Here is a 23,419-nt window from a genome sequence, read left to right on the forward strand (position 1 = left end):
TCCCTTTTTGCTTCCTTTTTTAACTGGTCACTTATTTCCGCCTCGCTGCACTAGCATTTTGGGTTGATTTCAATTTCTTACGTGAAAAAGTCCGGTATCACTACCGGACTTTTCTATAGGTAGGTGTTGGCACTGCTGTTCCTTAAGAGTATTTCCAGCAGCTACATCGGTTTAACCGTTAGTGTATTGATGCTGCGATTGTACAGAGCTATTAGTTGATGTCTTTAGACCCAGAGATGGGGCAACTCGCTCTACTTCGTGCTGAGTTTGAATGCGATCGCCTGTCTGAATATCAAACCAGTGAATCGCTTCTGGTGCTATAGATAAGCTTATGTCTTCTCCTTCCCAGGCTTGATGAGTCGGTAACAAAGCACGTATCCTCAACTCAGAACCCTTAACCCGAACGCTAATAAGATTTTGCATTCCCAGGTTTTCCACCAAGAAAATTCGTCCCTGAATCGCTAGCCTATCATCAGGCTTGGCGAGGTTGACATCTTCTGGACGGATACCCGCGACAACCTGTGGTGGCGTTGTGGGTAGGGTCGGCAAAGGAATTCTAAAGTCACCCAAAACAGCATTATTCCCATCGCAGTTGAGGGTCAGTAAGTTCATTTGGGGACTGCCTACGAAACCAGCAACAAACTGGTTGGCGGGTCTATTATAGATTTCACTCGGTGGGGCAAGCTGTTGCAGGTTGCCATCGTATAAAACTGCAACTTTACTAGAAAGGGTCATCGCTTCCGTTTGATCGTGAGTCACGTAGACCACTGGTGTCTGCTGTTGGTCGAAAATCTGTTTCAAATCCGCCCGCACTTGCTCACGCAACAAGGCATCAAGGTTACTCAACGGTTCATCCAGCAAAAAGATATCCGGTTGACGCACCAAAGCACGACCTAAAGCAACCCGCTGTCGCTGACCACCAGACATTTGACCGGGTTTACGATCCATCAAGTGTTGCAGTCCAAGTTTGTCACCAACATCACTCACGCGCCGCTGGATTTCATCAGATGGCATTTTGCGTAACTTCAGACCAGCGGCAATGTTTTCATAGACCGTCATGTGGGGATAAAGAGCATAGCTTTGGAACACCATCGCAATGTTACGTTTACCTGGCCCAACACGGCTAACATCACGCCCATTAATGATTACTCTGCCACGAGTAGGCGGCTCTAAACCAGCAATCAGGCGTAATAGTGTTGATTTACCACATCCCGATGGTCCCAACAGGGTGAGGAACTCTCCCTCGTCTACATCCAGACTGATGTCCTTAACAGGGATTACTTTAGGAGTGTAGGTTTTGTTGAGATTTTGTAGTTCAAGCTTTGACATAGTTTTTATCACTCATTGGTATTGGTTATTGGTTATTGGCTATTAGTTATTAGTTATTTGCGAACAACAAACAACAAACAACAAACAACAAAAGACTATCCCTTAACAGCACCAGCCGTTAAACCTTGGACAATCTTACGTTGGAACACGAGTACGAGGACAACTAAGGGAAGCGTACCTAATACTGTAGCGGCTGCGATCGGACCATAGGGGATTTCAAACACCGATGCTCCACTGAGTTGAGCCGTTGCAACAGGAATAGTCTTCATTGATTCACGGGTGATGAAGGTCAGGGCAAAAATGAATTCATTCCAGGCAGAAATGAAGGTGAGAATCCCAGTTGTTGCCAGTGCGGGAAGTGTCATCGGTAGCACAATTTGGGTTAACATTTGAACTGTGCTGAAACCATCAACCCTAGCGGAATCTTCTAAATCTTTTGGAAGTTGCTGGAAGAAACTCCGCATTACCAGGATTGTTAGCGGCAAATTGATTGCGGTGTAAGAAATAATTAGGGCTAAGTAGTTATTACCTAAATCCAAATATTTGACGACTTCTAACAGTCCCAAAAACAGCAATACAGCAGGAAATAGCGTCACGATCAAGATAGTAGCAAGGATGATTTTCTCTCCAGGCAATCGCATTCGTGCTAAGACGTAGGCGGCTGGAGCGCCCAATCCTAAAGCGAGTACTGTTGAAGTGATGGAAACGAAAGCGCTATTTAAGATATAAGAGGTAAACGGACGGCGAACGAACAGAGACTGGTAATGCTCCAAGGTGAGACGCCTAGGGACATAAACACTGGGAACAGCAGAGATATCTTCGTTGACTTTGAACGAGGTTAGTACCTGCCAGAGGATAGGGGCAAGGAAAAAGGCAACAACTAAAAAGACTGAGATTGGCAAAACAATTTTTCGCCAGTTGAATGTTGAGGCTTCTTGCGATCGCTGATTTGCAACGGTAGTCATAGGTGGTGATTGGTTGTTGGTGATTGGTGATTGGTACGAGCAAACAACTAAGAACTAACAACTAAAAACTAGCTATCTAGCTCCTGCGGCGTTGGCACGCGCTCTAGAGAGGAAGTAAGCTGCGATCGCAACTGCTGCGACAAGTAACAAAAATGTTACGACAACAAGTGCTGCACCATAGCCGAAGTCCAAGTAGCGCATTACAGTCCCGTAGATATAGATGGAAACCGTCTCCGTCGCCCCAGCAGGACCCCCTCCCGTCATTACCTGAATCAAGTCGAAGATACCAAACGCCTGAGCAAACCGGAACAGCAGAGCAATCACGATTTGGGGCATCAGAAGTGGTACAGTGATTTTCCAGAAACTCTGCCAAGCGGTCGCCCCGTCAATCGAATGGGCTTCATAGAGGTCTCCCGAAATCGATTGCAACCCAGCAAGCAGAAGCAGGGCAATAAACGGTGTTGTTTTCCAAACATCAGCTAAAATCACAGCAATCATTGCCAAGGTTGGGTCGCCAAGCCAACTGATGCCAGTATCGATCACACCTACTCGCCGCAAAATGTCGTTGACGACACCATACTGGTCATTAAAAATCCATGCCCAAGCCAGTCCCATTAAAGCTGTTGGCAATGCCCAAGGTAGGAGGGAAATGGTTCGCACGATGCCACGCCCTCTAAAGGCTTGGTTCAGTACTAGGGCGACACCCATCCCTAAGAGCAATTCCAACAAAACGGAACCAAAAGTAAAGACGCTGGTGTTCCACATACTCTGCCAGAAGCGCCCATCGCCAATCATCCGTCCGTAATTATCAAAGCCGGAGAAAACGAGTTTCAGTTGCGTACCAAGGTTTTGGGTGAATAAGCTTAACCAAAAAGCTCTCAAGATTGGGTAGGCAAATACTAGCAACAGCATGATTAAAGCTGGAAGAAGTAGCATCCAGCCTGTCCTCTGTTCTCGTGCCCGAATTGCGTCTTGTGTCATTGGTCGATGGTTATGAGTTGATTGTTAGGAGTTGATTATCAACAGACTAGTCACTTTTGAACAATTCTCCATTTCAGCCGCGCCTTATTTTAAAAAACTCAAAAAAGACACAGCAGGTTTAAATTAGTTCAGGATATTTCGAGTTTCACTCTTGGGCAGCTTTCATGGCTTGTTCAGGAGTCGTGCAGCCAACAAAGAACAAAACGTTAAGAACTAACGGCTACTGTTTGAGCAGGCGTTGACTTTTGTGAAACTGGGGCGCGTCCAAAGCCACCTAAGATATTGCGGGTTTCTTGAGCAGCAGCTTTCATCGCTTGTTCTGAATTCATACGTCCAGTGAAAGCCGCGCTGAGGTAACGCTGCAAAACGTCTGACGCTTGAGCGTATTGTGCAATGGGGGGACGTAAAGCGGGGTTTTGAACTGCCTCAAACAGTTGCGTGAAGTAGGGGAATTGGGCAAGAATTTCTGGGTCTTTAAAGAGTGTCTGCAGACTGGGAATCAAGCCAGTTGACAAAACAAACTTCTTCATCGTCTCCTCACTGGTCATGAACTGAATGACTCGCCATGCTTCCTCTGGATGTCTAGTGGTTTTAGATATGCCTAAACCCCAGCCACCCAAAGCAGAACCACCCGGATGCCCTTGACCGTGAATCATCGGTTTGATACCAACTTTGCCCCTAACATCTGAGGCTGGGTCATTGGCTAGTTTCAGAACATAAGGCCAGTTGCGTAAGAAGGCTGCCCCGCCATTTTGAAACAACAGACGGGTTTCTTCTTCCCCATAGGTCACAACACCACGCGGCGAAAGACCATTGGTTATGGTATTGCGGAGAAACTCAACAGCTTGTATTGCCTCTGGTCGGTCAAGTCCGACTTCCAACGTCTCAGGGTTAGCCCAGAAGCCACCGAAGCCTTCGAGTACCTCAACAAACATCGCAGAAACGCCCTCGTACTGTTTGCCCTGCCAGAGGTAACCCCAGTCAACTGCGTCCTGCTTTTGCAAGTTAGTCCCAATTTGTACCATCTGCTCGAAGGTTTCGGGGGGTTCAACTCCAGCTTGTTTCAAGAGGTCGGTGCGATAGTAAAGCACCCCAGCATCGGATGTTGTTGGGATACGATACAGGCTGTCCTGGTACATACTCCCCTCAATGTTACCCTTGACAAACTTTGAGAGTTGTTCCTGGGGAAGCCGACCTGTGAGATCCATAAGCCAGCCAGCAGCCGCAAACTTAGGCACCCAGACAATGTCCATATTGAGAACATCATAGGGTGAGTCACCCAGTAGGAAGGCCGAGGTGTAGAGGTTCTCGACCAGGTTGCTATCGAAGGGCCCTTCAACAACATTGAGCCGAATATCTGGGTTTTTCTCGTTGAATTCTTGGAAGAAGGGTGCCCAATTCGCCCGGTCTTGACCTTGCATCAGCATTGTGATCACAACGGGTTGTTGGGTCAGGGCTGGTAGTATCCAGAAGTTAAACACGAGAATAAAGGCAACAAGGATTCCCAAGAGGCGAGGGACTCCTAATCTTCTCACCAATTTCCTTAGGCGTCTTCGCCGTCCACCTAATTGTTGAATATTGCTCATCTGTAGATAAGATATGGAAATTAATAAGCTATTCCCTTAGGGATAGCTAATGCCTTAGGTTCTGTGTAATTGCACACAAACCATTATTCTTTTAGTCATATCTTGATTTGATAAGGTCGCGATCGCTAAAAATAATTAATGTAAATAAATGCAACCTAAGTATAGGTTGCTTAACATTTTATTCAACGAAAGATAAAAAATAAAATTAAGTATCTATCTAATGAGTGAAGTGGTAAATACCTACCTCTCAACCTAGCGGCAAATACACAAAAAACTCAATTAGTATTTATTGTACTCATTTTGCTTTACATATTTTTCTAGTAACTATAGCGTTTCTCTATTTGCTAAGGCACAAAGTAGTTGGCTTTAAAGCAGAAGGCTCCAGGGCAAAGGCAGAAGTTGAGTGTACTCCACTTACTTGAGAACCGCTAATATCGACTTTGAGTTTCTGATAGGAACTCAACGCTCGAATCCTTAAATAGCAAGTTTTTCAGGGTCTAGCTTCGAGCGTGATTTTCCGAGAGTGACAGAAGAAGGATATATCTATCTAGCTACCGGCTTCCAATACTGCGCGTGTTTCATCAGCGGCTGATTTCATAGCTTTTGCAGGAGTAAATCGAGAATTGGTTAGTGCTGCACTCAGGTAACGCTGCAAAATATCAGAGACTTGGGCATATTGAGCAATTGGAGGACGGAGAACGGTATTCTCTGCGACTTCTAGTAGCTGTGGGTAGTGAGAGTATTTACTAACAATCTCTGGGTCTGTAAATAACTCTTTTCGACTAGGCAGGTAACCTGTCTCTATAATATACGGGCGCTGTGCTTCGGCACTGGTAAGGTATTGAATCGCTCTCCAAGCTTCCTCTGGATGTTTGGAGGTTTTGGAAATTCCTAGTCCCCAACCTCCTAGACAAGCACCGCTTGTTTTACCTGGAGCATGAACCATCGGTTTAATCCCAAACTTACCCTTGATTTTTGAAGATTCCTCATTAGCTAAAGGCCAAACATAAGGCCAATTGCGTAAGAAGACGACATCCCCACTCTGAAATAAACGTCGGGTTTCCTCTTCCTGATAAGTAGGCACTCCAGGTGGAGAAATGCCTTTGTCGATGGTGCTTTTAAGAAACTCAACGGCTTGAATTGCCTCAGGTTTATCAAGCCCTACTTCCAGTGTTTCGGGATTAACCCAGAAGCCTCCGAAACCTTCTAGGATTTCCACAAACATCGCTGACAAGCCTTCATATTGACGTCCTTGCCAGACATAGCCCCAACGCGCTGCTTTTTTCCCTTGTAAGTCTTGAGAAATGTTGATTAACTCCTCAAAGGTTTCTGGCGGTTCGTATCTTGCTTGTTCTAGCAAGTCTTTGCGGTAGTAAAGCATTCCCGCATCGGAACGGAGGGGAATTCGGTAGAGTTTACCTTCGTAGCGTCCCGCCTCTACATCCTTGTCCAGAAAGGCTTTTAACTCTTCATCAGTGATGCGACTAGACAAATCCATAAGCCAGCCAGCCGCCGCAAATTTACCTGCCCAGACGACATCCATATTCACTAAATCGTAGGGCGAGTCACCAAGGATAAAAGAGGCAGTGTAGAGATTTTCGTACAAGTCGGAGGCGTTAGGTCCCTCAATAATCTGGATGCGAATGTCTGGATTTTCTTTCTCAAAGTTCTTGATGAGAATATCACTCCACGGTGGAACTTCGGGAGCAATCATCATCAAGGTTAGCGTAACAGGTTGTTGAGTTAGCGCTGGTTGCACCCAGAATTGATACACCAAGAAATAGGTAATCAGGATTCCCAAGAAAAGAGGGAATCCAATGCCGCATATCCAGCTTATTAGCTGTACGCCTAATTTTTGCAGCTTGCTCATTTTCGATAGGACAATTAATGGCAGAGTAAATGTCTAAAGCAATCTGTTGCGATCGCATTATTGTGAAGAACAATCCCCACAATGCGATCGCAAGCATAAACATCTAAGCTCAGTCATAGCATAGCCACATTTTTGCCGCAGTCCATTGAATCGCTGGAATTCTTAAGCTAAGAATCTCAACATTTTGTTCAATAATCTTAAAAAGTTAAGATTTAGCCGATTTCAGCTCTTGAAACATTGGCAGAAGGAGATCGACATCTAAGAAAAAGACTGTTAGAGGTGCTGACCCTTCTTGAGGAATAACTGCAACATGACTTGCGACTTCTAGTGTATCCGAACGCCGATAAGACTCTGGAAGAACACGAATCATTGATAATGGCACTTCAGTTAACACTGGAGCCTCAACAACTGGAATACCATAAAACTCACCTTTTGTACTTTTTACAACTATGAGATATCCTTCTTGCTCCGTGTTTTTGAATTGGCTAGATTGAAAAAATCGACGATGCAAATCAACAACCGTCACTTCACTATTTTCCAGATGAGTGACTCCTATATGATTCAACCCACTACTATAAGTAGCTGTGTGATTAACCACTTTATAAATCGACTCAATCCGTAAGGCTAAGTTTAAAGCCCCCATGCTAAAAACGATGAGTTTGAGAGAGGGGGCGATCTGTCGAGTCTTAGAAATCGTTGAGTTTGCAGGTGGTTTGTTGATGATAGTATTACTCATGTCACAAAATAAAGTTAGTAGTTCATTGTTAGAAATTAGTTGTTACACAGAAAACATTTAACTAGCTCAGACTGATTTTTAAAGCCTTCAAATGCTCTGTATAACAACTAAATCCAACAAATAATAATCTCTCAAGGCGCAGAATTTAGAGTGTGACAACCTCCTGAGAAGAGTGGCTAGAGAGTAGCAATCTATCAGATTCAGGAGAATTTTGACTGATGATTTGTTTGATTGCTGCTACAAAATCTTGCTCAAGATAAGGCTTGGTGAAGTAGGCAGTAGCACCCAATTGCATCGCTAGCCAACGATGCTTATCATTACTGCGAGAGGTGAGCATGACGACAGGAATCTTGGAGATTTTGAGGTCTTGGCGACGACAGCTAAGAAACTCAAAACCGTTCATGTTAGGCATTTCAATATCACACACAACCAGATTCACAGCGGGACTTTGCTGCAATTGCTCGATCGCTTCTCGTCCATCCCGTGCTTGCAAGACTCGATAGCCTGCCCGTTCTAGGGTAAGTGCAAGAGTTCGTCGCAAAGCTGCGGCATCATCAACAACCAAAACAGTCGGCGCTTTCGTTGTTTTGATGACACTCTTGTTACTCGATGAACCTTTGTTTGTCAAGCCGTTGATGTGTTGCGAATTCGGATCAATTGTAGTTGCCGTTGCAGTTAGATTTTGTCCCAAAATTTGGTTGAGTAGAGCAGCCGTATCAATGACCGGAATCAAACTGCCATCTCCTAAAATCGTACAGCCGTAAGTAAAAGTAGGTGGGGCAATGACTGAGCCAAATGGTTTGATCACGAGTTCTTGCTCAGTCACAAGACGATCAATCTCCATTGCAACCACTTGTTGCCCTTGGCGAAGGATTAGCAGAGGTAACGACCAACTCGCGGGAGACGCAACAGAAATTAACGCCTTACTAGGAGACGTATCTGGCAACGGGCAAGCATACTCTAAGAGATCGGCAAGTCGATACGTGGGCACGATTTGTCCTCGCCAGTGCAAGAACCGTTGTGTCCCTGATTCTTTAATTTGCTCAGCTTTCGGAACGATAATTTCTTCAATGCTATCGGACGGCATTGCCAAGGCAGTCGAGCCGATAAAACAGACGAGTAATTTTGCGATCGTCAGTGTTAAAGGAAGACGTAACGTAAAGGTAGTACCAACTCCCGGCGAAGAAGAGACAGTAATCGTGCCTTTGAGCGATCGCATTTGTGCTCTCACTACATCCAAGCCCACACCTCGTCCCGACAACTCACTCACCTGGCTTGCTGTCGAAAATCCTGGCTCGAAAATCAATTCAAATAACTGATTATTAGGAATCGCTGCGGCTTGTTCAGCCGACAACAATCCCATTTCTTGCGCTTGAGTACGAATCCGTTCCAGATTTAAGCCCTGACCATCATCCCTCACTTCGATAATGGTTTGACTACCTTGGTGGTAAGCTCGAACTTCAATCAGCCCTTCTGCTGACTTACCCTGTTGAATCCGGATTTCTGGAGCTTCTATACCATGATCGAACGCATTTCGGAGCAAGTGTAGTAAGGGATCGTAAAGTTTTTCCAAAACAGCCTTGTCCACCAACACACTCGTCCCACTCAGTTTGAGCAACACAGGTTTGCGATAGGTTGTCGAGAGATCACGCAGCATCCGAGGATAGCGATTGAGAACTTCCCCCAACGGCAACATCCGCGCCCACATCAGTTCATCTCGTAACTGAGTCAGCATTTGTCGCTGCTGTTCTAGCGATTGATCAGTTGCTTTCGCAAACAGAACAATATCATCAACGGCTTCTTCAAACTGCACCATATCATCGAGAAGTCCTTGCAACTGCAAGTGCAAAAAACCGTAGCTGTCCAATTCCAGAGAGTCAAAATTGGAGTTGTCCGTTGTGTCTTGCTCACCAAATTTAGTTGTCTCGTTTATCCAGGGTGAGTTTGCAGTTGGCTCACCTAAAGAATTTATCCCTTGTGTTCTGGCGCTTCTACCCAGTGAGATAACCCCAGGATGTGAGGCAATTGAGCCAGCACTTGACGTACTAACTAGCATCTGATCTGATAAAGCTTGCAACTGACTCACCGTACTCTGAACACGGGTGAATCGATTGAGCAATTCTCGGACTGAGCCTTGTAGTTGATCATTTTGCAGGGAAAGCCCATTACGATTAATGGCAAGCTCACCCACCAAGTTATTCATCCGTCCTAATCGGTTGGAGTCAACCCGCACCGAAAGTTGAGGAGTGGCAATGTCTTCTTGTTTATTGGACGGCGTTGCCTCAGTGAGTTGATTAACCTGAGTTAAATTGTCTGGCTTTGTGACAGGGACAAGATTTCCAGCAGCGGTGGGGGTGAGGATGTCTTGAATAGATGGCAGACTCTCAAAGATTTCCTCAATCGATTGAACCGCACCTTCTAATGTTTGGGGTATATCGGTGGGAGATAAGGATGCGGTGGGTAGCCGTTCTTCTATTTCAGTGAGACTATCCTCTGTTACTTGTTCCGCTGCTGTTTGAGTCTCGGATGTCACAAAAACGCCACCAAAAACCTCCTCTAGTACGGGGGTTTCTTCTAGAGACAGAGACGCGGTGAGTTGCAGTTCTTCTATTTCAGTAGGACTATCCTCTGTTACTTGTTCCGCTGCTGTTTGAGTTTCGGATGTCGCAAAAACGCCACCAAAAACCTCGTCTAGCAAGGGGGTTTCTTCTGGAGACAGGAACGTGGTGGGTAGCCGTTCTTCGATTTCAGTGGCACTGTCCCCTATTACTAGTGCTGTTTCAGTCTCAGATGTCGCAAAAACACCGCCAAAAACCTCGTCTAGTACGGGGGTTTCTTCTAGAGACAGAGACGCGGTGAGTTGCAGTTCTTCTATTTCAGTAGGACTATCCTCTGTTACTTGTTCCGCTTCTGTTTGAGTCTCAGATGTTGCAAAAACGCCGCCAAAAACTTCCTCTAATAAAGGATTTGTGGGAGTTTCTGTGGCTTCAACCTCAAATGATGTGGCTTGAGTAATCCATTCAACCTCTGTGGATTCTGGTACGTCTGAGCCTTCCGTCTCAGGATCACAGAGCGCAAAACTGTCTGTCATCCATTCCGCAGAAGCCGCGAAGGTTTCATCTACTGTCCAGTTTTCATCGACCTCGATAGGTGTATTCTCTACACTGTTCTCAGGTATCGCAATAGCGCTGCTGAAGAGTTCATCCAGGGAAGGTACGGTAGCTTCGACACTTTCCTCAATCGACTCTACTTCAGCCTGGGTATTGTCTGGGAATTCGGTAGCAGTTGGATTAGCCAGTGCCATTAAAGCTGGCGAGGGAGTAATTTCCTTGCTGTTTTGTAGTGATTCGTAGGCACTAGCACCGGGGATAATCATTCCCAGCACCGCTTGTCTGCTGAGTTGAAAATCTGACAGAGCAAGTTGAGCAATCACCAAAGCCCTCTCAGGATGAGCCTCCAAAGCCGCGAGAGTCGTTTTTGCGATCGCTCCAAATTCTGGCTGATTCAGTAACTCGGCAAAGCCTGCAAATACCTCGGCTTGCGCCCGAAGTTCTCCTGCGACTTCATAGTTTTGAGGCTGAGCGACGACAGCCGAGAGGTGTTCTAGTCCTTCTCGCACATCAATATCAAAGATCGATGTCGTCATATCGATCCCTAAGTCAGCCGAACTCGGCATATAATTGTCTACCTGAGCCAAAGCCTCTCCAAATTGTTCTTCAAGCTGGGTGAAGATTGGGTCAGCTAGGGCTAAAGCACTCTCAGCATCAAAGTAACCTACCTGAATCTGCTCCATCAAAGGTAAACGCAGACAGTCGTAAGCTTGCAGAAGTTGGCTCTCTAAGTCAGTATCAATCTCTATTGTTTCGTCATAGAACACCTTGAAGAGCGTTTCTAGACGGTGAGCTAAAGTTGCGATCGCATCTAGCTCAACACTGGCAGAGCCTCCTTTGATCGAGTGTGCCGCTCGCATTAAATTGTGAACATTGGCAGTGCTGTGTTCTTGCCTCAGTGTCAGTAAACCCGCTTCGATCACCTGCAATAGATCAGGAGCCTCTTCTATGAAAAACTGATAGGCTTGGTCGCGGATATCAGAATTAATTGCCATGATTGGTTAATAGTTAATAGTTATTGGTTATTGATTATTTGTTATTGGTTAGTAGTCATTGGTTATTAGCTACTAAGAACTAACAACCAACAACTAAGAACTAAGAACTAACAACCAACAACTAACTGACTTTGAATCGACGGACATCCTCTTGTAGCGCCTGAGCTACCGTTAGTAGTTCCTCAAACGAAGACGACACAATACCAGCTTCCTTAGATGTATTGTTAGCACTTTTTGCCACATTCGTCATCGTTTGAGTCACAGCTTCTGAGGCTTGAGATTGAACAACAGTTGCTTGGGTAATTGCTTCAACCAATTGATTAATCTTGCTTGATGCGGCTGTAATTTTGTTCAGGCTTTGACGAGTTTCATCTACTAATTTGGTTCCCGTTACTACCTGCTCCGTACCTGCTTCCATCGCGGCTACCACCTCGTTTGTTTCTGCCTGAATTCCTGCGACTAGCTGTTCAATTTCGCTTGTTGCTTCCGCTGATTGTCGCGCTAGCGTTCGTACTTCATCCGCAACCACCGCAAAGCCTCGACCTTCTTCCCCAGCGCGTGCCGCTTCAATTGAAGCGTTTAGCGCTAGCAAGTTCGTCTGTGCGGCAAAGGTACTAATCAGGTTCACGACCGTCGAAATCTTTTGTGACGATTCCCCAAGGTGTTTGACTTTTTTGGCTGTTTCTGCAACTGTTTCTCGGATGGAGAGAATTCCATCTACGGTACGGTTCATCGCAATGTCCCCTTCTCGCACCGTTTGAGCGGATTCTTTTACAGCAGCTTCCGCTTGCTCGGCGTTAGCAGCAATTACTCGCACTGAGTGGGCCATTTCCTGAGCCTTGTTAAGTGCTTCGGCAATTTCCTCAGCTTGATGCAAGGCTTCTACCGATAGCGCTTGTACAGAGGCTTCGTTGGTGCTGGTTGTTTGGGCTACCTGGCTTGCAGCTTCTTGCACCTGAAGTACGATTTTACGCAAGTTAGCGACTGTGGAGTTGTACGAGTCTGCAATCGTCCCAATTTCATCAGCAGTTACCCTTGCCCGAATTGTCAGGTCTCCTTTACTGATTGGGTCTACTTCCATGAGCAGTTCCAACGCACGCTTTTGTAGTCCTTCTTTGAGCTGGCGCTGTTCTTCGGCAAGTTGTTCGGTTTCTTCTAAGAGAACAACCCGGTCTAAAGACAGACCCAACTGAGCGGCTAACTGCTTGAGGAAGTTAATTTCCGACGCTTGCCAATCGTGAGGAATCCCGCAGTGATGAACCATTAGTAAACCATAGGGTTTACCTTCCTGGAGAATTGGCACCTCTAAACTTGCCATGACTTGTAAGCGTTCCATGAACCGCCGTTGTGCTGGGTACAAATCGGCTTCCAGAACATTCTTAACGGGAAAGACACGACCATCGGCATAAAGATCTCGCAGTTGCTCTGGACTGTAAGATTCTTCAATTTTGTCGTTAAGAGCATGAGGCCAACCTCTTGCTACAGATTCGGCTGAAACATCGCCGCCACCATCAGGATTGAAGCGGTAAATCAAGACTCGATCCGCGTTGACAATGTAGCGGGCATCTTCGACTACCTTACTGAAGAGTTCGTTAAGGTCTTGCAAGTTAAAGGTACGAGTACCTGTAACTTTTCCCAGGAGTGCTTGTTCTTGCACGAATGTCCCCAACTGAGATGCCATCTGGTTGATGTTACTTCCCAAGACAGCGAGTTCGTCTTCTCCTTGAACGGTTAGACGAGTATCCAGTTCGCCCTGACCAATTTTGTCCACCGCCTTAGCCGCATCCAGAAGTGGGCGTGTGGCTCGGTTCGCAATGAATGCCGCGATCGCACCTACACCTAAGAGGGTAACACCCGTACCCAACAACACCGTGAGGAGCAACTGAGACTGGGTGGCTAACGCAATATTTCTGTTAGTCGCGATAATTACACTCCAGTTGAGTCCATATTGCTCTTTGAGTTGTTCAGTGGGATTGAAAACTTGCAGTGAGTTAACAAGGGTAACCTGGTCTTGCCCGAAAGTATAGGTGTCTTTACGACCTACTTTCTTGATCTGGGCAGTCATCAGGGGAAATACTTTATCGAGCGTTTGACCGACAGATTTTTCTGCGCTAGATGCGAAAATTGCGTTCTTGGAATCGAACGTAAAGAATTCTTGCGAACGGTCACCTGTGATTCCAAATACCTCTTGGAAAGTTGACACAGGGAGGCGGGCACGGATGATGCCGATTGTTTTGCCAGTAGCACTATCCTTGACTGGAGCAGCGAAAAATATACTAAAAACTCCAGTGGATCTGGAGGCTCGCGGCTCACTGATGAATGGGCGATCTGTTTTCAGCACTGCCTGAAACCAGTCATTCTGAGATGCATTATCTAGAGTCTCCCCATCCGATTTGTATAGGAAGTCGCCTTTAAGGTCAACAACACCAATACTGGTGTAGAGTCCGGAACTCTGGACGTACTCCTGAAGGAGTTCGTTTTTTTGCTCGACAGTGAGTGATTTCGCTACATTGGCATCACTGAAGATGGCGAGATTAGCATAAACCTCGATGTCTTTGTAACGTTCTCCTATGAAGGCTGTCAACTTGTCTGACAGGTCTTCGGTGTTGATTTGTAGGTCTGCAAAAGTGTCCTTCTCAAGCCCTTGGCTGGTAGAAATATAAGCGAATGTTCCAATCCCCAACACTGGGAGCGTACCGATGGCAAGGGCAACAAGCATTGCTTTGACTCGCAAACTCGTGGAGAGCCAGCCCAATCCTTTTTTGTGTCGTGGGTGACGAGTTCCATTATCCGGAAGCACCAGATCCACTGACTGAGGTTGTTTGAAGGCTTTTTGATCTTGGGAATATTCCACCTGTCGAAAAGAAGAGGAATTGGTTGCAGGCGATTGACCGCTGAGTTGCAGATTCTGGGGGTATGAACCGTTGCCATTGGAATCGTTGGAGGAGCTGGGCTTAGGAGAAAGCTGAGTCATGGAAGAAACCTCATTAATTAATAAATTCCGCGTTGAGACGGCAGATGCTCCTGAGGTAATACCAAGTTCAAATCTGTTAGCTGAGAGCAGTGGGTAATTTTTTGTCGCTGCTATTGATGAAATTGCCTGCAATAGAGATGGGAATGCGATCGCGTTCTATCAAGTCTGGTACTCTTTAACAAATTGTCTTGTTGAGAGACTTGGGCTTAAAGTCCATTGGTCATTGCTGTACAGGCGCAATGAATTGAGCGCCGCTTGACCACTAACCAATAGCAGTAACTTGTATAAAAGTAAGTTCCTAGACTTGATAACGAATTCTGTTACAGCTTGGGCATCGCAGCAATAATTGCTTTGCCATCAATGACGAATAGCATTTCCCCGTTGGGTTTCAACCAATATCCCCGCAGAAATGGTGTCAGTTCCGGGGTTAGAGTAGATGACGGTGGCGACTGAATCCAGTCTGTATTACACCACTCAATATCTTCGACTCGGTTGACAACAATACCTAACATTTGGCTATTGACGTTAGTTGGTGTTGTTGAGTTGGCACGAGTTTGCAACACAATCGCTGTATACTCTGAAGCGCTCATGGGCTGTTGATGCCAAGGAGTCAAACCGACTAAGTGACCTAAATCGACCATCCAGAGAATTTCACCCCGCCAGTTGTAGACACCCATGACCCAAGGCGGCATCTGAAAAATCGGTACAATCTGATCTCTGGAAATCGTTAGCACCTCAGTTAGCTGTTGAATCGGTAGCAGGGCGTTTGTATTGGGAAAAAGATGAAACCGCAAAAACTGTTCGCTTGCTTTGTCGGAGGGAGAGACTCGATTAATCTCATCTATAGTTGACGGTAATAGGGAATTTCGGATTGATAAAGAGTCGGACATTGATTTCCTCTCAGGCTTAGCAAGTCTCCAAAAACAATTAGGCGAACACCGAACTACACTCCACTACAGGGAAGCTAGCTATTCTCAAGGTCAGAATAGAAAGCTTGTCACATATCCTTTTTTTGCCGAGAGTGGGCAATGCCCACCCTTACAAGCTATGGGTAAAGAAAAGTTGGCTAGCAATTTTCTTTCCGGTTTATCGTTTGATTAGCTGTTTAACCGTGCGGATAAATTCTTCTTGGTCGATTGGCTTAGCCAGGTAAGCATCTGCTCCCTGTTTCATGCCCCAAAATTTATCCATTTCGCCTCCTTTGGTTGAGCAGATCACGATTGGGATACTGCTGGTTTCCGCCGCCGCTTTCAGTTCACGACAGACTTCAAATCCACTACAGCCTGGTAAAACGACATCAAGAATAATGATGTCAGGTTTCTGACTATTGAGTTTAGTCAAGGCTTCTTCACCACTGTTGGCGGTCAAGACATCAAGTCCTCCTTGCTGCAAACAGCGAGTTAGAATTTGCATCTCGGTTAGGGAATCTTCAACAACGAGGACAGTACTCATGGCATTCACTGATTTAATAAACAACAGGACGTAGTTAATGGAGGATTGCAGCTTAGTAGGCTTATCTCCTAGTACACCGGAGAAGTCACAGGATTAAGAGAGGTTGTTTCAACCAACCCTGAAATCCTTAATTCAACTGTTGAGCACCCTGCTCTAAGTGTTTATGGACAACGCTTAGGACGGTTTCGGACTCGACTGGTTTGCTCAAGAAATCTGAGGCACCAACAAGCTTGGCTCGCACTCGATCAACGATGCCGTCATTTCCAGTCAAGATCACGATTGGTGTATTACGGAAAAACGCAAGCTTGCGTAACTTCGCGCAAATTTCATACCCGTTGGTATTTGGCATCACTAGATCTAAAAAGATCACCTCTGGCTTACGGGCTAAAAGAATTGAGAAGGCTCGTAAACCATCCTCTATACCAACAAACTGATAGCCTGCGGCTGTAAGTAGCGCTTCCATAGTTTGGCAAACCTGAGGACTATCGTCTACACAGGCTACCAAAGGTCCAGTTGGATTTGCGATCGCAACAGGTGTCCTAGGAACAGGTGTACCAATGGGAGCAGGTAAATCAGGAATATTAACAAGTTCCACCAGCCCCATTTGAATGTAAAACAGGAGTGAGCGGGTTACTTGCACAATATCTCGCCTCATAAGTAAGGCGAGATCACGCAATGTGTTTTGCCCATTAAGAACTTTACTTAGGTTCTGGTAAACCTGTGCAGCTATGCGTTCTCGAAGTTCTCTAGGTTTTTTGATGACAGGAGCGCTGTTAGGAGAACAGATAGCTACCTTAGCATCCCGCCAAACTTGCCAAAGCTGATGAGCTTCTGTAAGGGCTTGCTGCACATCAAATAAGCCAAGAGGTGTAGATAATGTCAATGTATCTTGTTTGATTTGAGAAGTCACCTGCATGGCTAGCCCGATATCAAATAACACTTCTGCAATCACAGATCGAATCATTTGAGCGGCTTGTTCACGAGTGATGTTTTGCCGTTCCACCCATAAGCACAACAGTTGATATTCCCAACAGTTTATAGATGGGGTAGCCTCCAGTGTCGCTAAATCCTGTTGCCACGCTGTTCGCTGATTCGGCATCTGAGGGCAACAGGCTACTAAATTTCTTCGCCACCGTCTTACTGGATGAATTCCTCCAGTGGCATAGATGATGCTACCAAGGTAGAAATAAAAGCTCCATTGTTGTCCTTTTGACTCAGTTAATACCAATTGACCGCTAAACCGAATCTGCTTCAAAGTTGCGAGAAACTGAATTTGCTTTGAAGCAGTAAACATGTTAAATGAGGCAAAAGGAGGAGTTTCCTGAACCGACATCACTCTTTCTATCTCCGTGATTAAGTGACCAATAATACGCCTAAATGTAATTTTTTAGCGTTTGAAATAAGCTAAGACGCACCTAATCTACAGATGAAAACCCTGACTATTTAAGACTTGCAGCATCTAGTTCACTGACATTAACTAGCATGACACTTTCCCTCTAGCGTTAAATGCTAGAAGCTGCAAAAGCCTATGTATATGGATTGATTTAGAACTTTGGCATAATACAGCGCTTATTACGTGTATTACATAGTCACCCCTATCATTTTTAGCACTCTTATGTGTTGATGTCATCTTCAATTGGTTAAATTTATCTCCTTTTTATTTTCTGGCTGTAACTTTTAGGATTGATGAATTTATGGCTGCTTTATTTTGTTGCTGTATTTTAATCATGTATCTTTCGGAGAATTTAGTTCTATAACAATCTAGTATTTATAAGTGAATAATTTGTGAATTTATGTTTAGGTGCTTCCAGTATTTTCTGAATTATTCCGTATCAACATTAACTGGGTGAAATAGTAGTCTTATGACATAAGCTCTGCTTCTCAATGCTTATAGGATTTAATCAGTGAGCCGAGAATAATGTTTCATAAATTACTGCAATGAATCGGCTTAAAGAAAAGCAGAGACGGAACCGTTGTATGTTAGGTAATTCTGAATGAAGATTCGGCAAAGTTACTTGAATTTGTTGCTAATACTTGCTATCATCAGTAATATCCTTATGTGTATGACACATGATACGGTTGCAGGAAAAAACTGAAGATCTCACTTTTAATCTTTACAGATCTTTATTTTGAGTGAAAGCTTGAAATATAAATACAGTTTTACATTGATTCGTCGCAAAGCTAGCAATGTAACATTGGAGCTTTCCTTATCCTTAATAAGGACTTAATTAAATTTTTAATAGATTTATAGCGTTTCTCCGTCAAGTGAGGTGCATTTTTAGAGCTGAAACTATTACTAGGCAAGGATTGGTTGTACCTCATCAGTCAAGGAAACGCTATATAATACTACCCACTTTATAAAGATAATGTGAAGGCAGTTAGTCTTCCAATTAAAACAGCTCAATTACATCATACTATCTCTACAAGGTACAATTCAGCAGCACTGTAGCTGTTAATTACATTAAAAATAAAGTTAACTAAATACTGTATTAAATCTTACAAACGTTTTCTCAAAGCCATATTCTCTGTCTAGAGATAGTTTTAAAAAAAAGACTTTACAGGTAAAGCTTTCATGAGTTATCCTCTGAAAGAAGCGAATAAAGTAGGAATCTACTGGAGTTCAGACTAATGCAGAACGATTGGCTCGCAATTCAACTTGTGTACACTCGACCCTTACGCGGAGCCATACGCAATAGTTTTAGCTCTATCTAGTCCTCATACCAATTTCTACCCTTAAAAAGATGAAGAGACACGCAGTAGTGATGATTTGGACAACGCCCTGGTAGGAAACTAGCCACTCATGAGGCATTCAACTATTTAAACCAGTTGTACCTTGTCCACAATTCAGAAGCTGACTCAATTGTATAGGTAGGAAACCTGCCTTGGTAAGGCAATCAATTGCAGCTATGTGTTCCTCATCGGCAGTGTTTTGTCTTAAGTTAGTAGCTCAAAAGCTTATCAGCAAGCTTACTTCCAGACTTCTTATAAACGATCACGATCCTTAACTCAGTTGAGGTGGCATTGTCCTGATTTTCTAGGATACAAACATTCTGCTCGTGCTATTTGCAAGTACCACTGTCCTTTTCGTAAATACCTAGAGGAGTGCATTGACATGTCTATAGATACTCAAGTCTTACAGGAAATCAGTTTGACCCCTAGCTTAGGTGTGATTAGTCATGAGGAGCAAAAGTGTGGTGTGACAATATGGTTGACTGGCTTGAGTGGTGGGGGCAAGACCACCATCAGTCGGTTTTTGGAGAAAGAACTACGGACGCAGGGGTACAGAGTTGCAGTGCTTGACGGTGATGTGGTACGGCAAAACCTAACTCAGGGCTTAGGGTTTAGCCGAGAAGACCGGGACGAAAATGTTCGTCGCATTGGCTTTATGGCTGACCTCCTCACACAAAATGGTGTATTTGTAATAGTCTCAGCCATTTCACCCTATCGTAGCGTTCGGCAAGAGGTGCGGCAACGCATTGGGGATTTCATTGAAGTGTACGTTAATGCGCCATTGGAAGTTTGCGAACAGCGAGATGTCAAGGGGTTATATAAGAGGGTACGAGATGGGGAGATAAAGCACTTTACTGGTATTGATGATCCCTATGAATCACCACTCTCCCCTGACGTCGAATGCAGAACTGACCAAGAATCCGTTGATGAAAGCGCAACTAAAATTTTAGTGAAGCTAACAGAGTTAGGCTATTTTCAGAATCAAAAAGCGTCTAGCAACATTCCCTTCCATCTCTCAATTAGCGTTGACTCACTTGAGTTAACCCGCAACTTTTACAAAGACATTATTGGTGTTTCAGAACGTCGAACTGGTCGGTCATCAATTCACTTTGACTTTTATGGTTGTCAACTTACCTGCCATCATGTACCAGGGTACAGTGCGAAAAATATTCAGAGAGAAGTAGGTGCAGAGGATGTGCCAGTTCCACACTTTGGAGCTGCCCTAACTTTTCAAGAATTTTCAAGCCTGAAAGAGCGACTAATTGACTATGGTATTAAGTTCATTAAGAAGCCACACATACGCTTCATTGGTAAGGGTCACGAACAGTATGTAATGTTTTTGGAAGACCCATCTGGTCATGGGATCGAAATCAAATCTTTTACCAGGGTTCCCGTAGGAACTTGGGCTTAACGAGGAAAGTAGGTGTTTAGGCTTCGTCTTCAATAACTTGAGAGGGTTAAAAAATGGCACTACCAACGATCAGAGTTCTTATTTCTCCATGCAGAAGTGGCAGTACAGCTTTTATGCGGTCTATGGCTCAAAATCCTGATGTACACTGCTTCTTTCAACCTATAAAAGAAGGTGTTCGGGAAGGTAAAAGTCCTAGTTACAGTATTTTTGATGGTACTCATAAGACTTTTGCACAAAACCCTGGAAAAATCTTTTTCATCAAGGAAACCTTTGGTCATGCATTTCAGGAGGAGTGCTGTTTTGAGGCATTTCCAAATCAAGAATCTGTTGTGCGTTCCAGGTCTATCTTTCTGTTACGAGATCCAGTAGAAACTTGGAGTTCGTGGAAAAAATTAAAAGCGGCTGGCAAGAAAGGCTGGGAAGGAGTTTGTGACTTTAATTTGTTCAAAACTGCCTATAAACATACTCATGATACATTCATGAGGAATCAAGACATTTCAGACCAAATTACTTGCTTGACAAGAGAGCATTTACTAGAAAATCCCTACAAAGTTTTTCAATTGATCTGTAGCCGTTGGGACATTCCTTTTACAGACAATATGATTCATTGGACTAAGCCGTTTGATGTTAACGACATCAGTTGTGGCGAAGGTCATCAAGAAACATTCACAAGACTACAACATAAGGACATGAGAGAATCTACGTCCTTTTATGCCGTCGAAAATAACAAAGACAGATGGCAAAACTCCTTGGTAACAAGTGAGGAGCGAGAAGAAATTGAAATGACTTTAAAGCCACTGCATGAAAAGTTTGCCGCCTTGTCTAATGTGTATTATCCACTAGGAGAAAATCTTAAGAGCGCTTAAAAGCAAAATAATAAACCAAATAAATGCATCTACAGCACAAAATAAATTCTCCCCCACTGAGGGTTCTTATCCTCCTGTTTGCAAAGGTTGGAGCTAAGTCTTTTGGCGGGGCAGTGCCTGCCTACCTTTTGCATGACTTCTTACAGAAAGGCATGTTGACTGAAAAGGAGTATCTAGAAGCTCTAAATTGGTCTCAGTCCTTGCCAGGGCCAAATGGTACGAACATTTCAGCCTATCTGGGGTGGCACTTTAAAGGAGCTTGGGGTGCATTCCTTGCCACCATCGCCTTATTGTTACCAGGGACTTTGGCAATCCTCTTGGCATCTCAGTTCCTGTCTTCCGCACCTCAACAGCATGTGTTCCAAGGGATACTTTCTGCGGTAGCAGCGGCAGCCGTCGGGCTAATTTTAGGAATGGTATGGAATCTAACCTGTCGTTTAGGTGAGCGTATACGGTTGCTAGTCGCAGCAATCACGTTTGTACTCGTAGGAATTATCAGGATACCCGTACCTTTAGCGATCGTGTTCATTGCACCTATCGTTTGGTACTTGGACAAAAGCAAAAGGGGAAACGATGAACATCCTGTTTGATCTATTCTTCACGTTTGCTTACCTAGATCTAATCAGCATTGGTGGCGCAATGGCAATGATTCCAGAGATGGAACGCCAAGTCGTCATTGTTCACGGGTGGATGAGTCATCAAGCTTTCGTTCACGCTATTGCACTAGGTCTATTTGTACCAGGTCCCAATATGCTCCATGTCTTTCACATTGGCAATCAGGTAGCTGGTTTGCCAGGAGCATTAGCTGCCGGACTCGGCATGTTTGGCCCTACCTCCTTCGTGCTAGCTACTGTAGCGTGGCTTGCCGGAGGACCACGTCCTCCGGCATGGATTGAGCGCTTTCATGCGGCTTGTAGTCCAATAACTCTTGGTTTAATGGCGGCGGCGGCTTGGAACCTTGGGCAGAACATGACAGGGGATATTTTTAGTCTCGGTGTCTGCGTTTTAGCTGCGCTATTGACAGCTCGACGCTTACTTAACCCAGCTTTGGTAGTGCTGCTGGCAGCTACGTTAGGTGCCATACAAGCATTCTTTTCAGCTTGATTGCACTTCGACAAAATCCCGAACTGGACTCAGGAAAGCCACTCAAAATTTATCGCGATATTATGCAAAACCCACTCTTAACTCCAACGCTTGTTGGACTTGCAAAGAGCAAGCAACTCCAAGATCAACTCGCGGAAGTTCAAGCTAATGCCGAGAATAATGGAAGTGGCACCCAAGCCCAAAGTGAGCCTTCCAAAGGTGAGCGTCTATATAAAAGGTATCGCTTCAGCCCAGCAATCCTTCGTAAACTTCGCAGTTGCTTTAAAGTTAACAACTGGCAGGGCAGCCTCCTAGTTTTGGAAGATTGGGTTGCCATAGCAATAGCATGTGGTTCCTCTATCTGGGCATGGCAGAATCTGTCTATCATCCCAGGATTATCAATCTACCTAGTTGCAATCGCCGCGATTGGCGCAAGGCAAAGAGGTTTGCGGGTTATCAACCACGCTTCAACGCACAAGACACTGGCGAAGAACAAAGTCCTCAACTACGCCCTTGGTACAGTTTTTTCCGGTTGGCCAGCACTCCAGAGTTTCAGTGCTTACGACGACTCGCACAATTCTGTAGCCAATGGTCATCATCCTAATTTGGGAACTGAGCTTGATGGTGATTTTGTTTATGTACTAGAAGAGGGACTGTATCAAGAAGGTCGGACGCCTGAAAATGTACAGCATTATCTGTGGAGGATTCCTCTAAAGACACCGCATTACATTCAGTACCTGTTGAAGCATCGGCTCTGGAATCCCCAGGAGAAAGTTCAAGAGCGTGTTGTTCGGCTTGCGTACTTAGCTGTTCTGACCGCAGGTATCTTGTACTTTGGATGGGGATTGCAACTGCTGCTATATTGGGTCGTTCCTTTGCTGACAACTGCGAACTGGATTGGCGCTTTTATTGAGTTGTCTGAGCATTACCCAATGATGGAAACAGCTCCTAAAGTCGATATCTATGTAAGTCGCAACCGCTTGCTCAATCCAGTGTGGAACTTCTTCATTGGTACCCATCAAGAAGGCTTGCATCAGATTCATCACTTGTTCCCTGGTATGCCCTTGTGGCGCATGAAGGAGGCTCACAAAATCCTAATAGAGGACAAGGTTTATGCATCGCTTAATCAAGAAAAAGGCTTCCGTGCTTTGCTCAAGCAAATGTCCAACTAGATGACTAAAACTCAGGGTTAACGCATCTCAGTTAGGGCAGCATTTTTGTACAGACTTTTACTGACCAAGGGAAATCTACCATGACTACCAATCTTGATGTCCAAACGATTAATGTCATCAAATGCTCAAGCATGGATGACTTTTAATCTCAGATTCTTT

Annotated in this window: 16 protein-coding genes and 1 pseudogene; 6 read left to right on the top strand and 11 right to left on the bottom strand. The window is 44.8% G+C overall.

The genetic code is table 11. From position 1 onward, the window contains the following. Positions 1 to 171: 171 nt before the first annotated feature. The 11 genes from AC5JL3_RS30550 to AC5JL3_RS30600 all read right to left on the bottom strand — a co-directional run bounded on the left by AC5JL3_RS30550 (position 172) and on the right by AC5JL3_RS30600 (position 17,292). Positions 172 to 1,329: an ABC transporter ATP-binding protein gene (locus tag AC5JL3_RS30550; RefSeq protein WP_496078029.1), complete on the bottom strand. Its 1,158-nt coding sequence runs from the start codon at positions 1,327 to 1,329 to the stop codon at positions 172 to 174. 95 nt (positions 1,330 to 1,424) lie between these two features. Beyond that, positions 1,425 to 2,294, bottom strand: a complete 870-nt coding sequence (locus AC5JL3_RS30555; RefSeq protein ID WP_496078030.1) for a carbohydrate ABC transporter permease — start codon at positions 2,292 to 2,294, stop codon at positions 1,425 to 1,427. 72 nt (positions 2,295 to 2,366) lie between these two features. Beyond that, complete coding sequence (locus AC5JL3_RS30560; protein ID WP_192220163.1) at positions 2,367 to 3,275, bottom strand: carbohydrate ABC transporter permease; 909 nt, start codon at positions 3,273 to 3,275, stop codon at positions 2,367 to 2,369. A 206-nt stretch (positions 3,276 to 3,481) separates the two neighbouring features. Next, a complete protein-coding gene (locus AC5JL3_RS30565) occupies positions 3,482 to 4,861 on the bottom strand; it encodes an ABC transporter substrate-binding protein (protein ID WP_496078031.1) in 1,380 nt (459 codons plus the stop codon). Between the two features lie 547 nt (positions 4,862 to 5,408). Then, on the bottom strand, positions 5,409 to 6,731 hold the full coding sequence (locus AC5JL3_RS30570) for an ABC transporter substrate-binding protein (RefSeq protein WP_496078032.1): 1,323 nt from the start codon (positions 6,729 to 6,731) through the stop codon (positions 5,409 to 5,411). Between the two features lie 205 nt (positions 6,732 to 6,936). Then, positions 6,937 to 7,467, bottom strand: coding sequence for a chemotaxis protein CheW (locus AC5JL3_RS30575; RefSeq protein WP_496078033.1), 531 nt, complete (start codon positions 7,465 to 7,467; stop codon positions 6,937 to 6,939). Between the two features lie 145 nt (positions 7,468 to 7,612). Beyond that, entirely contained in the window at positions 7,613 to 11,572 is a 3,960-nt protein-coding gene (locus AC5JL3_RS30580) for a hybrid sensor histidine kinase/response regulator (RefSeq protein WP_496078034.1), read from the bottom strand. Positions 11,573 to 11,693: 121 nt separating this feature from the next. Next, positions 11,694 to 14,546, bottom strand: coding sequence for a methyl-accepting chemotaxis protein (locus tag AC5JL3_RS30585; protein WP_496078035.1), 2,853 nt, complete (start codon positions 14,544 to 14,546; stop codon positions 11,694 to 11,696). 320 nt (positions 14,547 to 14,866) lie between these two features. Then, positions 14,867 to 15,436: a chemotaxis protein CheW gene (locus tag AC5JL3_RS30590; protein WP_496078036.1), complete on the bottom strand. Its 570-nt coding sequence runs from the start codon at positions 15,434 to 15,436 to the stop codon at positions 14,867 to 14,869. Between the two features lie 196 nt (positions 15,437 to 15,632). Then, the gene (locus AC5JL3_RS30595; RefSeq protein WP_496078037.1) at positions 15,633 to 15,998 is read right to left on the bottom strand and encodes a response regulator transcription factor; all 366 of its coding nucleotides are present in this window, start codon (positions 15,996 to 15,998) and stop codon (positions 15,633 to 15,635) included. A gap of 127 nt (positions 15,999 to 16,125) precedes the next feature. Beyond that, positions 16,126 to 17,292: a response regulator gene (locus AC5JL3_RS30600; RefSeq protein ID WP_496078038.1), complete on the bottom strand. Its 1,167-nt coding sequence runs from the start codon at positions 17,290 to 17,292 to the stop codon at positions 16,126 to 16,128. Between the two features lie 1,875 nt (positions 17,293 to 19,167). Here AC5JL3_RS30600 and cysC point away from each other — a divergent pair. The 6 genes and pseudogenes from cysC to AC5JL3_RS30630 form a co-directional block, all read left to right on the top strand. Next, positions 19,168 to 19,701: pseudogene (gene cysC, locus AC5JL3_RS30605) on the top strand (adenylyl-sulfate kinase); the annotation flags it as partial. Then, positions 19,678 to 20,139 carry a VOC family protein gene (locus AC5JL3_RS30610; RefSeq protein ID WP_496078177.1) on the top strand — a complete coding sequence of 154 codons (462 nt, stop codon included), beginning with the start codon at positions 19,678 to 19,680 and terminating at the stop codon, positions 20,137 to 20,139. The pseudogene cysC and the gene AC5JL3_RS30610, both read left to right, overlap by 24 nt. 53 nt (positions 20,140 to 20,192) lie before the next feature. After that, positions 20,193 to 21,005 (top strand): sulfotransferase family protein, encoded by an 813-nt coding sequence (locus AC5JL3_RS30615; protein ID WP_496078039.1) that lies wholly within the window; start codon positions 20,193 to 20,195, stop codon positions 21,003 to 21,005. A gap of 23 nt (positions 21,006 to 21,028) precedes the next feature. Then, positions 21,029 to 21,595 carry a chromate transporter gene (locus tag AC5JL3_RS30620; RefSeq protein WP_192220152.1) on the top strand — a complete coding sequence of 189 codons (567 nt, stop codon included), beginning with the start codon at positions 21,029 to 21,031 and terminating at the stop codon, positions 21,593 to 21,595. Next, complete coding sequence (locus AC5JL3_RS30625; RefSeq protein WP_496078040.1) at positions 21,579 to 22,109, top strand: chromate transporter; 531 nt, start codon at positions 21,579 to 21,581, stop codon at positions 22,107 to 22,109. The genes AC5JL3_RS30620 and AC5JL3_RS30625 overlap by 17 nt, the downstream gene beginning before the upstream one ends. Before the next feature lie 62 nt (positions 22,110 to 22,171). Beyond that, positions 22,172 to 23,260: a fatty acid desaturase family protein gene (locus tag AC5JL3_RS30630; RefSeq protein ID WP_496078041.1), complete on the top strand. Its 1,089-nt coding sequence runs from the start codon at positions 22,172 to 22,174 to the stop codon at positions 23,258 to 23,260. Positions 23,261 to 23,419 lie beyond the last annotated feature (159 nt).

The organism is Symplocastrum torsivum, from assembly GCF_059505465.1.

Coding starts and splice junctions, on each gene's coding strand:
- AC5JL3_RS30570 (WP_496078032.1), bottom strand. CDS start 6,731: ATGAGCAAGCTGCAAAAATTAGGCGTACAGCTAATAAGCTGGATATGC.
- AC5JL3_RS30575 (WP_496078033.1), bottom strand. CDS start 7,467: ATGAGTAATACTATCATCAACAAACCACCTGCAAACTCAACGATTTCT.
- AC5JL3_RS30565 (WP_496078031.1), bottom strand. CDS start 4,861: ATGAGCAATATTCAACAATTAGGTGGACGGCGAAGACGCCTAAGGAAA.
- AC5JL3_RS30625 (WP_496078040.1), top strand. CDS start 21,579: ATGAACATCCTGTTTGATCTATTCTTCACGTTTGCTTACCTAGATCTA.
- AC5JL3_RS30580 (WP_496078034.1), bottom strand. CDS start 11,572: ATGGCAATTAATTCTGATATCCGCGACCAAGCCTATCAGTTTTTCATA.
- AC5JL3_RS30630 (WP_496078041.1), top strand. CDS start 22,172: ATGCAAAACCCACTCTTAACTCCAACGCTTGTTGGACTTGCAAAGAGC.
- AC5JL3_RS30620 (WP_192220152.1), top strand. CDS start 21,029: ATGCATCTACAGCACAAAATAAATTCTCCCCCACTGAGGGTTCTTATC.
- AC5JL3_RS30555 (WP_496078030.1), bottom strand. CDS start 2,294: ATGACTACCGTTGCAAATCAGCGATCGCAAGAAGCCTCAACATTCAAC.
- AC5JL3_RS30560 (WP_192220163.1), bottom strand. CDS start 3,275: ATGACACAAGACGCAATTCGGGCACGAGAACAGAGGACAGGCTGGATG.
- AC5JL3_RS30550 (WP_496078029.1), bottom strand. CDS start 1,329: ATGTCAAAGCTTGAACTACAAAATCTCAACAAAACCTACACTCCTAAA.
- AC5JL3_RS30590 (WP_496078036.1), bottom strand. CDS start 15,436: ATGTCCGACTCTTTATCAATCCGAAATTCCCTATTACCGTCAACTATA.
- AC5JL3_RS30585 (WP_496078035.1), bottom strand. CDS start 14,546: ATGACTCAGCTTTCTCCTAAGCCCAGCTCCTCCAACGATTCCAATGGC.
- AC5JL3_RS30615 (WP_496078039.1), top strand. CDS start 20,193: ATGGCACTACCAACGATCAGAGTTCTTATTTCTCCATGCAGAAGTGGC.
- AC5JL3_RS30595 (WP_496078037.1), bottom strand. CDS start 15,998: ATGAGTACTGTCCTCGTTGTTGAAGATTCCCTAACCGAGATGCAAATT.
- AC5JL3_RS30600 (WP_496078038.1), bottom strand. CDS start 17,292: ATGTTTACTGCTTCAAAGCAAATTCAGTTTCTCGCAACTTTGAAGCAG.